Genomic DNA, 13,452 nt, shown 5'->3' on the forward strand with positions numbered 1-13,452 from the left:
TCGTCATGCTCCGCAGACGATCACGCCGTACCAGCCGAGGCCGCGATAAGTCTCGTAGCCTGGGGTCGCATGGAACGCGACCAGCGCGCCCGTGCGGTCGTGATAGAATCCGGAGCGCTGGCCGTTAAGCGAGATCGAGATGCGCTCGCTCAAAATTCCCTGGCCGTCGGAAGCCGCGATGACACGCAGATTGGAGTCGACCAGCAACACGCGCGCCTTGTCGCTGTCGCCGACGCGCACGCCCTGCACGATGGCGCGGGCCTGTGCCTCCCAGTCGAAATGGATGGCGAGCACGCCGATCGGCGCGCCGTTGGCCTGGCCGCCGGCGCGGACGCTGGCACAATAGGTCGCGACCTGCGCATTGCCGAGCAGCGGCTGGTTCTCGACGTCACCGGCGACATAGTCGTCGCCGGAGCGCAAGGTTCGCGCCTCGCGAAACCACTTTGTGTGGGCGACGTTCTGGCCGACGACGCGAAAGCGGTCGGAGCGGCCGTTGGCGATGACATTGCCGTCGAGATCGCAGAGCCAGAGGTCGAGATAGACGGTGTAGGCGCCGAGGATCACGCCGAGGCGCTGCGAGGCATGGGAGACGGCTACGGCGCTCGGCGAGGCCGCGCAATCGACCACGGCGGAGTCGGTTGCCCACCAGCGCACGTCGCAGGTGCGTTCATAGAGATTGCGATCGATCAGCTCGATGGCGTTGAGCGACAGGTCGACCATGCGCTCGCCGCGCGAGCGCTGGCTCATGCGGTCGATCGAGGCGACGAGATCGCCGGTGCGCTTCGTCAGCTGGCTCTCGAGCTCGCGCGCGATGGTTTCGACCTGCTGGCCGACGCCGCGCACCTCCTGCGCCACCACAGCGAAGCCCGCGCCCTGCGCGCCGGCGCGCGAGCTCTCGATCAGCGCGTTGAGCGCCAGCATTTTCATCTGGTTGGTGATCTGCTGGATCGCCTTGGTCTTGTCGACCGCGATCTGGTTGACCTCCGCGGTGAGGCGATTGATCAGCGCGGAGATGTCGGAATCATCATCTGCGGGTTCGGAGGCGATCGGCTTGGCTTTCAGACCCAGCGCAGCAGACATCGGGGACTTCCCTTGGCAATGAGGCCAGATCTGCAACGAACCCGGAACAACAAATTACAGATCGAATACGAGTCTTTTTCGAAGATTCCGCCTAACGCCTGCTTAATTTGCTGTTCCACGGAATGCCCAAATGATAGTCAGTCCGCGCAGCAAAGCGGCAATCCACCGCTTTGTGCGCGGCGGACATTGCAAATCCCGGGGGATTCCAGGTCAATCGTCATTGCCGGCCGATCGCCGCAACGCCCAGTCCGAATCCCGGGTTCCTCAAGCCAGTCTCGACTCATGACGCCGCCCGCAACCGCCTTGCCCGTCGAAGTGCCCCAGGCGTTTCTGGGCGTCGCGCGCTCACTCACCGACAAGCTCTGGCTCGACCGGCTGGATGCGCGCGGAGCGGCCAAGGCGCTCGCCATCGTGCAGCGGCACCAGCTGCCGGAGTTGCTGGCGCGGGTGCTGGCGGGCCGCGGCATCGACATCGATGGCGTCAGCGACTTCCTGGATCCGACCATCCGCAAGCTGTTGCCGGACCCGTACACTGTGACCGAGATGGAGGCCGCCGCGAAGCGGATCGCGGACGCAGCGGGGCGCGGCGAGAAGGTTGCGATCTTCGGCGATTACGACGTCGACGGCGCCACCTCGGCGGCGCTGCTGGCCTGGCATCTGCGCCATTGCGGGCTCGATCCGCTGATCCATATTCCCGACCGAATTTTCGAAGGCTACGGCCCGAACACGGAAGCGATCCGCGCGCTGGCCGCGAAGGGCGCCACGCTGCTCGTCACGGTCGATTGCGGTACCACCAGCATCGAGCCGCTCGCGGAAGCCAAGCGCCTCGGCATGTCCGTCGTCGTGATCGATCATCACCAGGCCGGCACGGAGCTGCCGGAGGTCGATGCGCTGGTCAATCCGAACCGGCTCGACGATCTCTCGGGCCTTGGCCATCTCGCCGCCGTCGGCCTCGTGCTGGTGACGCTGGTCGCCGTCAACCGCGAGCTGCGCCAGCGCGGCTTCTGGACGAGCGAGATGCCCGAGCCCGATCTGCTCGGCATGCTGCATCACGTCGCGCTCGGCACGGTTGCGGATGTCGCGCCGCTGATCGGGCTCAATCGTGCTTTCGTCGCAAAAGGCCTGATCGCGATGCGGCGGCGCGACCATGTCGGCCACACCGCGCTGATGGACGTGGCGCGGCTCAACGGCCCGCCGGAGGCCTGGCATCTCGGCTTCATGCTGGGGCCGCGCGTCAATGCCGGCGGCCGCATCGGCCGCGCCGATCTTGGCGTGCGGCTCTTGCTCGAAGGCGACAGCGTCGAGGCGGCGCGGATTGCGGCCGAGCTCGATCGCCTCAACAGCGAGCGCCGCGTCATCGAGCAGGCGGCCGAAGCCCAGGCCGAAGCCGAGGCGCTGGCCTCGATCGGGCTCGAGGACAAGATTGGCGTCATCGTCACGGCCTCCGAAGGCTGGCATCCCGGCGTGGTCGGCCTCGTCGCGTCCCGCCTGAAGGAGAAGTTTTCGCGGCCGGCCTTTGCGATTGCACTGGAGCCCGGCGGCATCGGCACCGGCTCGGGCCGCTCCATCGCCGGCGTCGATCTCGGCAAGGCTGTGCGGCAGGCGGTGACTGACGGCATCTTGCTGAAGGGCGGCGGCCACGCGATGGCCGCGGGCGTGACGCTGCGGAAGGAGAAGCTCGCCGAATTCCGCGCCTATCTCGAAAATGCGCTGGCGCGGGACGTTGCCGAGGCGCGCCATGTCAACGAGCTCTATGTCGACGGCGCGGTGTCCGCGCGCGCCGTGACAACGGAGCTTGCGACCACGCTCAACCGCGCCGGTCCGTTCGGCAGTGGCAACCCGGAAGTCGTGCTGGCGCTGCCATCGCATCAGCTCGTCTATGCCGATGAGGTCGGACAGGCGCATTTGAGGCTGCGCTTCAAGTCGGGCGACGGCTCGATCGTCAACGGCATCGCATTCCGCTCGGTCGGCCAGAAGCTTGGCAATGCGCTTCTTGCCAATCGCGGTCAGCAATTGCATGTCGCGGGATCGTTGTCGGTCGACCGGTATCAGGGCGCCGAGCGCGTGCAATTCCGCGTCGTCGACGTCGCGCTACCGGACCAGGGGCCATCCGTGATTAGATAACGGCCCTAAACAACAAAAAAGAAAGGGAGTGAATATGGCAGGGCAGGTTGAGGGCAAGGTCGCGTTGGTCACAGGCGGCGCCTCCGGCATTGGCGAGGCCATCGTCGAGCTGTTCGCGCGCGAGGGCGCTACCGTCGTCATCACCGACATCGACGAACTGCGCGGGCCCGAACTCGCCAAGCGCGTGACAAAAGCCGGCGGCAAGGCGATCTTCCTGGAGCAGGACGTCACCAGCGAGGAGCGCTGGATCGAGATCGTCGCCGAGATCGCCAAGCGCTACGGCCGGCTCGACATCATGGTCTCCAATGCCGGCATCGGCATTGCCGTGCCCTCGATCGTCGATATGACGCTCGCTGACTGGCACAAGCAGAACGCCATCAATCTCGACGGCGTGTTTCTGTCGGTGAAGCATTGCCTGCCGCCGATGCGCAAGACCGGCGGCGGCTCGATCGTGATGATGTCGTCGCTTGCAGGCCTGCGCGGCTCGCCGGGCCTCTCGGCCTATTCGCTGACCAAGGGCGGCGTGCGGCTGTTCGCAAAGTCGATCGCGATGGAGTGCGCGGCCGCCGGCGACGGCATCCGCGTCAACTCCGTTCATCCCGGCATCATCGACACGCCGATCTGGGGCAAGATCCCGACCGGTGCAGCTGGTGCCGGCCAGAACGCGCCGATCGATCCCGAGGAGCGCGCCCGGCTTGTCACGCCGCTCGCCCGTGCCGGGCAGGCCGCGGAGATCGCCTCCGGCGTGCTGTATCTGGCCTCCGATGCCTCGCGTTACGTCACCGGCAGCGAGCTCGTGATCGACGGCGGCATGAACGCCGGCGGCGTGCCGCGGCGGCAATAAGCCGCCGCGCAAGACGCGAAGGGCAGGGTGGCGCCCGCAGGGGCTGACGCAGAGGCGTCGGCCCTGTACAACGCGGGCCTCTTCCGGCCGAAAGAGGTTTCCTTCGCCATGGCGCACAGCCTTCAATCTTCCTCATCCGCACCTGCGCCGTTCCGCTCGAACCGGCCTGATCTCGCCACCGACGCGATCCGCACCGCGCGCGAGGACCTCGCAGCCTGCTTCCGCATGGCCGCGCGCAATGGTTTTGAGGAGGGCATCTGCAACCATTTCTCGGCCGTGGTGCCCGGCCATGACGATCTCTTCCTGGTCAATCCATACGGCTACGCCTTCCGCGAGCTGACGGCGTCAAAGCTCCTGATCTGCGATTTCCACGGCAACGTGCTCGACGGCGATGGCGCACCCGAGGCAACCGCGTTCTACATCCACGCCGAGATGCACAAGCGCCTGCCGCGCGCGAGGGTCGCCTTCCACACCCACATGCCCTACGCCACGGCGTTGTCGATGACCGAGGGTGATCCCCTGATCTGGGCCGGCCAGACCGCGCTGAAATTCTACGGCCGCACCGCGGTGGATCGCGATTACAACGGCCTTGCCCTCGACAACCGCGAAGGCGCGCGGATCGCATCCGCCGTCGGCGATGCCGACATCGTCTTCATGAAGCATCATGGCGTGATGGTGCTGGCGCCGACCATCGCGGAGGCCTGGGACGATCTCTATTATCTCGAGCGCGCCGCCGAGGTGCAGGTGCTGGCGATGTCGACGGGACGAAAGGTGCTGCCGGTCGATCCCGCGATCGCGGCGGAAACCTACAGGCAGATGCGCGACGGCGATTCCGAATCCGCGCGATTGCATCTCGCTGCGGTTCGGAGGCAGCTTGACGCGGAAGAGCCGCAGTACCGGCACTAGGGTTGTTGCCGTAGCCCGGATGGAGCGAAGCGCAATCCGGGGCCGTCAACCACGGATGCGGCGCTCCCGGATTACGCTGCGCTTCATCCGGGCTACGGGCTCGCGGCCTACGACCCCTGCCGCAACTTCGCCAGCACCTTCAGCCCGCCATAGCCATCGGCGGGCGTGATCCCCGCGCGCTGCTGGAAATCCTTGATCGCCTTCATGGTGTCGTTGCCGACACGGCCGTCGGTGCCGCCGGTGTCGAACCCGGCCTTGGTGAGCCGCGTCTGCATTTCCTGCACCTCGGCGAGCGTCAGCGCGCGCTCTGAGCCGGGGAAGGGCTGGATGAAGGGCGGCGCGCCGAGGCAGCGGTCGCCGAGATGGCAGATTGCGAGCGCATAGTTCATCGAGGGATTGTAGCTCTTCACCGAATAGAAATTCGGTCCCAGCAGGAACGTCGGCCCACCCGCAACCGGCGTCCACATCTGCGCGGATGCATTCGGTTGCGGAAACGGCTGGCCGTCGGCGCGGGTGACGCCAGCCGATGCCCACGCCGCGTAGGTGCGGTTGCCGCTCGCCTCTCCGGACGCGCGGACCTCGTAGCCCCAATGCTCGCCACGGCGCCACTTGCCGCGATTGACCAGATACTTTGCCGTTGAACCCAGTGCATCGTCGGGCTTGCCGAACGGCGACACCTTGCCGTCACCGTCATAGTCGATGCCGACATTGAGCCAGACTTCCGGCATCCATTGCGAATGGCCCATCGCGCCGGCCCAGGACCCCTGCATCTGCTCCGGCGTGCTCCAGCCCTTGTCGACGATGCGCAGCGCGTTGATCAGCTCGGTCTCCCAATAGGCTTTTCGCCGCGGCTCGTTCCAGGCGAGCGCGGCGAGCGAGGGGAATACCGGCGTCATGTGGTTTTGTTGCACTAGCGGATCGCCGTAGGCCGACTCCACGCCCCACAGCGCCAGCAGGGTGCCGCGCTCGACGCCGAAATCGCGCTCGATGCGCGCGAGCAGCGCCTCGTTGTTTTTCAGCGCGATCTTGCCGTTGATGATGCGCCAGTCCGAGACGCGGCGGTTGATGTATTGCCAGACCTGCTCGTGGAATTCGGGCTGGTTGCGCATCTGCTTGAACACGCTCATGTCGGGCTCGACCCGCGCCATCGCGCGCTGCCAGGTCGCGGCCGAAATGCCCTTCGCCATGGCGCGTGCACGAAAACCCTCGCGCCATTCGTCGAAGCCCGGAGGCGCGGCGAGAACCTGCGTAGGGAATGTGATGAATGCGGCTGCGCCGAGCGTGGATCGAAGCAGGGCGCGGCGGCTGTGATTGGCCGAGGAATCAGCTTGTTTCATGGACCCATTCTAGCGGGAAACACGGCTGCTGTGGGCCGGTTCCTGGAACACCGGGAACAGGCTCGGGCCCGCGTTCCGCCGGAACAAAGTGTCGCAGTCCCGCATTCCCTCCGCACACACTGGAGGATGAAGATGAAAAGATATCTGTTTGCCGCCGCCATGGTCACGGCCATCGCCGCCCCTGCATTCGCCGATGAAGTCGGCGTTCACGTCGGCCCGGTCGGTGCCGGCGTGACGGTCGGACAGTCCCACGAATATCGTGAGCGGGACCGCGATCGCGATCGCACCACGGTCATCAAGGAGCGCGAGCCAGCCGACCGCACCACGGTGATCAAGAAGGAAGATGAATTCGGCAATCGCAGCAAGACCGTGATTCATCACGACAACGACTGACGGAGCTGGGCCCCGGCCGATCGCCGGGGCCCGCCTTCTGCACGCAGTCTGCTCATCGAGAATTCGGGGTGGAATGAAGATACGGGCACATGCGGAAAGCCATGTCGTCGAACTCGACGACGGATCGCGATGGCGGATCTATCCCGCCGATCTCGCGACCACGTTGAGCTGGAAGCCCGAAACCGATTTGCGTATCGAGCCGAGCGGGGATCGGACGAGTTCGCATGTGCTGGTGAATGCTGCCGATCAGAGCCGCGTGCGCGTGAGCGCGGCGGGCGATGCCTGGCCCGACGGCGAGGTTAAGAAAGCGTTGAAGGGCGGCTGAGCGTCCCTGCGCTCGCCAGGATATCCACAATTTTAAGCCTGTCGCTTTACGGTCGGTTTGCTTCCGTCTGCGTAAGAATGCGCGCATGCGGGAGCTGTTGGACATCATCCGTACAAATCCTTGGCCGTTCGGCGCCGGGCTGTTTGTCGTGATCCTGATGATCATCGCCGAGAACTTCGGTCGTGGCATTCAGGGCGACGGCGCCGTCAGCGATTTCTCGGATACCGATGGAGGCGACGGCGGCTGCGGTGGTGACGGAGGCGGCGGCGACTAGGGCCGGTTAATCCTCCTGCAAATCGGCGGCGATGCCGGCGAGCCAGCGCCGGATCGCGGCTTCTGCCTTGGCGTCCAGATTTGCGGCAAGGCGCTTCTCCAGCGCGATCACGCGCTCCCTGCAAGCCTTCAACAGCGTCGTTCCCCGCTGCGTCAGCGCCCATTGCTGGATCCGGCCGTGGACCGGATGAGGCGTCATCACGATCGCACCGTCGCGAGCGAGGTTGCGAATGATCACGCCGACCGTCTGCGGGGTCAGGAAAGTCAGCCGGGCGACGTCGGCGCCGGAGAGACCCGGATAGGCGTTCAGCATGGTCAGCACGGCAAATTGCGGCGACGTCACGCCGAGGTCGGCGAGCGTCCGTTCCATCGTCAGGCGGACCGCGGCGTGGGCCTGTCGCAGCAGATAGCCGAGATAACCTTGCTCGCCGCGCTTGCCTTCTCCGGGCGCGGGCACCCGAACGGCAACGATTTCGGCAGGCGCGGTCGGCTTCCGCGAGGCCTTCGATTTCGTGATGGCAGCGGTCTTGCGCGTCATGTAAGAGCTCTTATAATATGTAAGTGGTCTTACAATACACGAGGTGAACGCCAATGTCACACGCCCGCAGCGAATACGAGGATTTCAAGAAGATCGCGCCCGATGCGTATGAGCTTGTGCTGGCGCTCGGCCAGGTGGCGGCCAAGGCGGGCCTCGACAAGCAGCTGCTCGAGCTGGTCAAGCTGCGCGCCTCGCAGATCAACGGCTGCGCCTTCTGCGTGCAGCACCACGTCCTGTTGTCGGAGCGGATCGGTGTGCCCGTGGACAAGCTCAATCTGGTCGCGGTCTGGCGCGAGGCGCCGGTCTTTTCCGCGCGCGAGCGCGCCGCGCTGGCCTGGGCGGAGGCGCTGACCTTCCTGCCCGATGGCGTCAGTGAAGAGGTCTATGCGGACGCTTCCGGCGAATTCTCCGAGACCGAGCTGATGTACCTGACCTCGGCGGTCGCCTCGATCAACGTCTGGAACCGCTTTGGCGCCGCGTATCGCTGGACGCCGGCGAAGCGGCCGGTCGCAGCCAGCGCTGCGGCATCTTGATTGCAACAACGAGAAAACAAGGGGAGGTTGTCATGACTGCAATGAGTTTGGCCCATGCGCAGCGTCCGGTGCCATCGCGCTCGATGGCGCTGGCCGTCGTCGGCGGGCTCGCCTGCGCGCTTGCGATCGGCAAGGCGTTGCCGGTGACGATGGACACCATATCCGGCGCGTTGGCGCCGCTTTGCGCGACCGCGGCGGAGAGTTCGCCGCTCGACAAGGTCGAGCCGATCGGCTCCTACGCGCTGCCGAACGTCCCGGGCAAGCGCGTCACCATCGTGCGTGTGTTCTACGGTCCCGGCGGATTCTCGCGGCCGCATCGTCACGCGGGTTCGGTGACCGCCTACATCACCAAGGGTGAAATCCGTTCCCAGCTTGGCGGCGGTCCTGTCGAGACATTTGGTGTCGGCCAGTCCTTCTTCGAGCCGCCGGGATCGACGCATCTGGTCTCGGCCAATGCCAGCGCGACCGAGCCGGCGGAATTGATCGCGGTGTTCGTGGCGGACGAGGGCGCGCAGCTGACGACGCTGTTGGAGTAGTCCGTCGCGGCCCTATGAGCGAACTCGCCCCTCAATTCTCCTCGCCGCTCGATCCCTCCCGCAGGTCCGGCTTGATCACGTCCTCCGGCAACGCGTGCGCCACCGGCTGCGGCGTGCCGGCGATCTCCGGGCCGACTTCGCGGCCGCGGGCGTGGATCAGGCGTTCATAGGCCGAGACCAGCGTGAGGTAAGGACTGACCCAGATCCAGCCGTCGCGGGTAAAGACCTGCACGTCGAAATGCAGATGCATCGATGTGCCGGCGGGATGGTCGAGATAGTTGGAGACCACGCCGATCTTCTCGCCTTCGGTGACGATGCGGCCGTTGAGCATGCCGTCGGCGGTCAGCGCCTGCGGGTTCATGTGCATATAGCGGAAGCGGATATGCTCGGTGCGGCTGTTGACCTCGAGCGTCGCGGCCTGATCCCTGGCGCCGCGGATCACGATGGCGTCGCGCACCGCGACGACGCCGCGCTGCTTGGGATCGCAGGGTTCGCGGCCTTCGCCGGACGGTGGGCACCCGGCGGCGCGGATGTCCTCGCCCTGGTGACCATAACCGCCGCCGCACTGCCAGACCTCGAAACTGCGGGACTCGCAGAAATTGTCGCGCCAGGGATAGGCCGTCGGGCCGTCGCTCTTGTCGCGCTTGCCGTAGGATTGCGAACGCACGAAGGCGGGCGCCTTTTCGAGCGGAAAACGGATCTGCGCATAGGCCATCACATCCGGATGGCCGGCCTTGTTGCGATAACCGGTGTTCGGGATGATGTCGCCGCTCGGTCGGTAGGTGAAATCCGGCGAACGCGCTGAAGGACGATCGATGATGCTGGAGGCCATGTCCGTCAGCGGCCGCATGCGCTGGCCGCCGGCGATGCGCAGCCCTTTCAGGAAACGCTCGGCAACCGGATAGGCTTCCTTGCAGGCGAGCCTCCGCGGCTTTGCGATGCTGTCCAGGCACTGGATGGAGACGACATAGGCAACGCCGAAGCGGGTGAAGGCGTAGCGCACATAGCCTTCCCGGATGAACCTGCGCAGGTCCGGATAGGTTGCCGCAAGCGGCTTGACCTGCTCGCCCTTGCCGCCGGCGGGATCGGCGACGTCGTAAACGAGTGCCGAGCCCGTGATCTGCACCTCGACCGGCCTTGCGTAGACGCGGCTCGGCGTGCCGTCGCCGGCGCCGGGTTCGAGCGAGAAGCTGGCACTGTAGCCTGAGGGGCCCGCATCGAACATGTCGACGGGATTGAAATCGGCCTGGTAGCGCGAGAGCGCGAGTGTCCCCGGCGCGCGGTTGCGCTGCGCCTCGAGATATGCGGCAGCATCGAACGGCAGCAGCACGGGCACGGAGCTGCGGGCGATACCGGTGAAGAATTGCGATGAGACCGCGTTGAGCTGCACCAGCGCAGGCATCGCGCGCGGATCGTAGCGTGGCACCGAACGGCGGGGTACGAAGATGAAGTCGCCCGCGATCTGGGGACGGGTGTTGACCTCGGTGCGGAGCTGGTCGAGCGCTGCGCGCCAATCGACGCGCAGGGCCGTGAGCGAAGGGCTGCGGATCTCATCCGCAGCGAGCGGTGTGGCAGGGAGGAGCGACAGCGACGCCAGAAGCAGCAAGACGAAGCGGAAACTCTTCCCAACCACTGTCTCGCCCCCCGGCGGCACCTGCTCTGATCCCTCGCTTAGTCTTTGGCGCGCTCGGAGTAGGAGCCGTCTTCGGTCATGACGACGATGCGGGTGCCGACCGCGATGTGCGGCGGCACGGTGGTCCGCACGCCGTTGGAGAGCACCGCGGGCTTGTACGAGGACGAAGCGGTCTGACCCTTGGTCACCGGCTCGGTCTCGACCACTTCCAGCGTCACGCGCTGCGGTAGCGCGAGCGAGACCACGTTGACGTCGTGGGTCGACAGCTTGACGGTCATCTCTGGCTGAAGATAGGCGGCCGAGTCGCCAACCACGTCCTTGGAAACCTGGACCTGGTCGTAGGTCTCGGGGTTCATGAAGTGGTAGCCGTCACCATCTTCATAGAGAAAGGTGAAGTTGCGCTCTTCGATCGTGGCCTTCTCGACCTGGTCGGTGGTCTTGTAGCGCTCGGAGATCTTTACCCCGTCCGAGATTCGGCGCATTTCGATCTGGCTGACCGGCGTGCCCTTGCCGGGATGGATGTTCTCGGCGCTCACGACGACATAGAGCTTGCCGTCTTGCTCGATCACGTTGCCCTTGCGAATAGAACTGGCGATGACTCTCAAAGCTATATTTCCTGCTTGCTTGGCCCGGCTCGGGCCAGGACGTGGTCAAATCTCGGGGGGACTCGGGGTCTCAAATCGGACCGCAGCGCCCGTTTCGGGGCGCAACATACTGATTTTGCCGTTCGATGCCAGCACTTTGCTGGGCCGGGGAGCGGTCGGTTGATGGTTGGGGACAAGCCGATTTCGCCGTTCTGGTCGCCCGGGCGGCACCTCGACCGGCGGCCGTTCCTTCAGGCCAGGGGGGCCATTACCGGGTCTCTCAGGGGCTTTTTCGCCGAGCAGGGGTTCCTCGAGGTCGAAACCTCGGTCCTTCAGGTCTCCCCGGGCAACGAAACCCATCTGCACGCCCCCCGCACCGAGATCATGCGGCCCGATGGCAGCCGCGCCAGCCGGTACTTACGGACCTCGCCGGAATTCGCCTGCAAGAAGCTGCTGGCGGCGGGCGAGGAGCGGATTTTCGAATTCGCACGAGTGTTCCGTGATCGCGAGCGCGGTGACCTGCATCTGCCCGAATTCACCATGCTGGAATGGTATCGGGCTCGGGCCCCCTACGATGCCATCATGGCGGACACCGTCGTGGTCATCGCCCGCGCCGCGGAGGCGACCGGAATCGGGACGTTCTCCTTCCGCGGTCGGACAGCGGATCCCTTCGCTGAGCCGGAGCTTGTGACGGTCGCCGGCGCCTTCGAACGGTTCGCAGGGATCGACCTGCTATCGACAATTTCGGGCGGCGAGGGTAACCGTGCCGCGCTCGCGCAGGCGGCCGGCGGCAAGGTCCGCGTCGCCGAGGACGACACCTGGTCCGACATCTTTAGCAAGGTCCTGGTCGAGCATGTCGAGCCGCATATGGGGCAGGGACGTTTGACCATTCTGTTCGAATACCCATCTCCAGAGGCGGCGTTGGCGCGCGTGAAGGCCGATGACCCGCGGGTCGCCGAGCGGTTCGAGGTCTATGCCTGCGGCGTCGAGCTCGCCAACGGCTTTGGCGAGTTGACCGACGCCGAGGAACAGCGCAAGCGCTTCACGGAATCGATGGCGGAGAAGCAACGCCGCTATGGCGAGGCCTATCCGCTGGACGAGGATTTTCTGGCCGCGGTCGCCGAAATGCCGGAGGCGAGCGGTGTCGCGCTCGGCTTTGACCGGCTGGTGATGCTGGCGAGCGGTGCAACGCGGATCGATCAGGTGGTGTGGACTCCGCCTGCAAATGAAACGTTAAGTGAAACATGACGAAGACCAACCTTGCACGCACCCTGCGTGAGCCGGCCGAACTTGTGGCAGCGCAGCTTGCGCATGCCGAAGCGCTGCCCGCGCTCGAGCGTGTCGCCGCGCGCTATGCGGTGGCGATCACGCCGGCGCTGGTCGAGCTGATCGACACGTCCGATCCCGACGATCCGATCGCGCGGCAATTCGTTCCGACCGTCGCGGAGCTGGAGATGCAGCCAGGCGAGAGCGCCGATCCGATCGGCGATCACCCGCACTCGCCGGTTCCGGGCATCGTGCATCGCTATCCCGACCGCGTGCTGTTCAAGCTCGTTCACGTCTGTGCGGTCTATTGCCGCTTCTGCTTCCGCCGCGAGATGGTCGGGCCCGGCAAGGAGAACGCGCTCTCGGACGGCGCCTATCGCGCGGCGATCGACTACATCCGTTCGCACAGCGAGATCTGGGAAGTGATCCTGACCGGCGGCGACCCCTTGATGCTGTCGCCGCGCCGGATGGGCGAGATCATGGCCGAGCTCGCGGCAATCGATCACGTCAAGATCATCCGCCTTCACACCCGCGTGCCGGTAGCCGATCCCGGGCGGATCAGCGACGAGATGGTGGCCGCGTTGAAGGTCGAGGGCGCGACCACCTGGGTCGCGGTGCATGCCAATCATGCGCGCGAGTTGACGGGGCCTGCGCGCGCGGCCTGCGCACGGCTTGCCGATGCCGGGATTCCCATGGTGAGCCAGTCCGTGCTTTTGCGCGGCGTCAACGACAGCATTGCCACCTTGTCGGATTTGATGCGAGCTTTCGTCGAATGCCGGATCAAGCCCTACTATCTGCATCACGGCGATCTCGCGCCGGGCACCGTGCATTTGCGAACGACGCTGGCCCAGGGGCAGGATTTGATGCGGCAGTTGCGCGGACGAGTGTCAGGACTGTGTCAGCCCGACTATGTCATCGACATTCCCGGCGGCGCCGGCAAATCCCCGGTGGGGCCGAATTATGTGTTGGCGGTGCAAAATACCGCAGCTGACACGCGTGAAGCGGAGACGGAAACGCGCTATCGTATCGTGGATTATTGCGGCGACGTTCACCTCTATCCGCCCGAGACATGAGCGGCGA

15 protein-coding genes are annotated in these 13,452 nt (G+C 65.6%); 10 read left to right on the forward strand and 5 right to left on the reverse strand.

The features are described 5' to 3' along the window. Positions 1–3: 3 nt before the first annotated feature. The gene (locus AC5ZFO_RS24950) at positions 4–1,080 is read right to left on the reverse strand and encodes a methyl-accepting chemotaxis protein (RefSeq protein WP_282519423.1); all 1,077 of its coding nucleotides are present in this window, start codon (positions 1,078–1,080) and stop codon (positions 4–6) included. Between the two features lie 282 nt (positions 1,081–1,362). Between AC5ZFO_RS24950 and recJ the strand changes: the two genes are divergently transcribed. The 3 genes from recJ to AC5ZFO_RS24965 all read left to right on the forward strand — a co-directional run bounded on the left by recJ (position 1,363) and on the right by AC5ZFO_RS24965 (position 4,954). Beyond that, positions 1,363–3,204, forward strand: coding sequence for a single-stranded-DNA-specific exonuclease RecJ (recJ, locus tag AC5ZFO_RS24955; protein ID WP_282519422.1), 1,842 nt, complete (start codon positions 1,363–1,365; stop codon positions 3,202–3,204). Positions 3,205–3,238: 34 nt separating this feature from the next. After that, on the forward strand, positions 3,239–4,048 hold the full coding sequence (locus tag AC5ZFO_RS24960; RefSeq protein WP_282519421.1) for an SDR family NAD(P)-dependent oxidoreductase: 810 nt from the start codon (positions 3,239–3,241) through the stop codon (positions 4,046–4,048). 108 nt (positions 4,049–4,156) lie between these two features. Further along, positions 4,157–4,954: an aldolase gene (locus AC5ZFO_RS24965; protein ID WP_282519420.1), complete on the forward strand. Its 798-nt coding sequence runs from the start codon at positions 4,157–4,159 to the stop codon at positions 4,952–4,954. A gap of 107 nt (positions 4,955–5,061) precedes the next feature. Here AC5ZFO_RS24965 and AC5ZFO_RS24970 read toward each other — a convergent pair whose 3' ends face one another. Beyond that, positions 5,062–6,291 carry a lytic murein transglycosylase gene (locus AC5ZFO_RS24970; RefSeq protein WP_282519419.1) on the reverse strand — a complete coding sequence of 410 codons (1,230 nt, stop codon included), beginning with the start codon at positions 6,289–6,291 and terminating at the stop codon, positions 5,062–5,064. Positions 6,292–6,423: 132 nt separating this feature from the next. Between AC5ZFO_RS24970 and AC5ZFO_RS24975 the strand changes: the two genes are divergently transcribed. The 3 genes from AC5ZFO_RS24975 to AC5ZFO_RS24985 all read left to right on the forward strand — a co-directional run bounded on the left by AC5ZFO_RS24975 (position 6,424) and on the right by AC5ZFO_RS24985 (position 7,283). After that, positions 6,424–6,684, forward strand: a complete 261-nt coding sequence (locus AC5ZFO_RS24975; RefSeq protein ID WP_254138445.1) for a hypothetical protein — start codon at positions 6,424–6,426, stop codon at positions 6,682–6,684. 73 nt (positions 6,685–6,757) lie between these two features. Then, positions 6,758–7,009, forward strand: a complete 252-nt coding sequence (locus AC5ZFO_RS24980; RefSeq protein ID WP_282519418.1) for a hypothetical protein — start codon at positions 6,758–6,760, stop codon at positions 7,007–7,009. An 85-nt stretch (positions 7,010–7,094) separates the two neighbouring features. Continuing rightward, on the forward strand, positions 7,095–7,283 hold the full coding sequence (locus AC5ZFO_RS24985) for a hypothetical protein (RefSeq protein WP_282519417.1): 189 nt from the start codon (positions 7,095–7,097) through the stop codon (positions 7,281–7,283). 6 nt (positions 7,284–7,289) lie between these two features. Here AC5ZFO_RS24985 and AC5ZFO_RS24990 read toward each other — a convergent pair whose 3' ends face one another. Beyond that, positions 7,290–7,820, reverse strand: coding sequence for a MarR family winged helix-turn-helix transcriptional regulator (locus AC5ZFO_RS24990; protein WP_282519416.1), 531 nt, complete (start codon positions 7,818–7,820; stop codon positions 7,290–7,292). A 53-nt stretch (positions 7,821–7,873) separates the two neighbouring features. Between AC5ZFO_RS24990 and AC5ZFO_RS24995 the strand changes: the two genes are divergently transcribed. Further along, positions 7,874–8,353, forward strand: a complete 480-nt coding sequence (locus tag AC5ZFO_RS24995; RefSeq protein WP_282519415.1) for a carboxymuconolactone decarboxylase family protein — start codon at positions 7,874–7,876, stop codon at positions 8,351–8,353. Between the two features lie 32 nt (positions 8,354–8,385). Beyond that, positions 8,386–8,889, forward strand: coding sequence for a cupin domain-containing protein (locus tag AC5ZFO_RS25000; RefSeq protein ID WP_282519414.1), 504 nt, complete (start codon positions 8,386–8,388; stop codon positions 8,887–8,889). A gap of 31 nt (positions 8,890–8,920) precedes the next feature. Here the strand turns inward: AC5ZFO_RS25000 and AC5ZFO_RS25005 are convergent, their stop codons facing one another. Together AC5ZFO_RS25005 and efp are read right to left on the reverse strand one after the other, a co-directional pair. Beyond that, positions 8,921–10,543 (reverse strand): M23 family peptidase, encoded by a 1,623-nt coding sequence (locus AC5ZFO_RS25005; protein WP_282519413.1) that lies wholly within the window; start codon positions 10,541–10,543, stop codon positions 8,921–8,923. Positions 10,544–10,560: 17 nt separating this feature from the next. Next, positions 10,561–11,127, reverse strand: a complete 567-nt coding sequence (gene efp, locus AC5ZFO_RS25010) for an elongation factor P (protein ID WP_282519412.1) — start codon at positions 11,125–11,127, stop codon at positions 10,561–10,563. Between the two features lie 162 nt (positions 11,128–11,289). Here efp and epmA point away from each other — a divergent pair, with 162 nt between their 5' ends. Beyond that, complete coding sequence (gene epmA / locus AC5ZFO_RS25015; protein WP_282519411.1) at positions 11,290–12,354, forward strand: EF-P lysine aminoacylase EpmA; 1,065 nt, start codon at positions 11,290–11,292, stop codon at positions 12,352–12,354. After that, the gene (locus AC5ZFO_RS25020) at positions 12,351–13,445 is read left to right on the forward strand and encodes a lysine-2,3-aminomutase-like protein (RefSeq protein WP_282519410.1); all 1,095 of its coding nucleotides are present in this window, start codon (positions 12,351–12,353) and stop codon (positions 13,443–13,445) included. Before epmA ends, AC5ZFO_RS25020 begins: the two co-directional genes overlap by 4 nt. The last annotated feature ends 7 nt before the right edge of the window (positions 13,446–13,452 follow it).

The sequence above is a fragment of the Bradyrhizobium sp. Unk1 genome, from assembly GCF_059512345.1.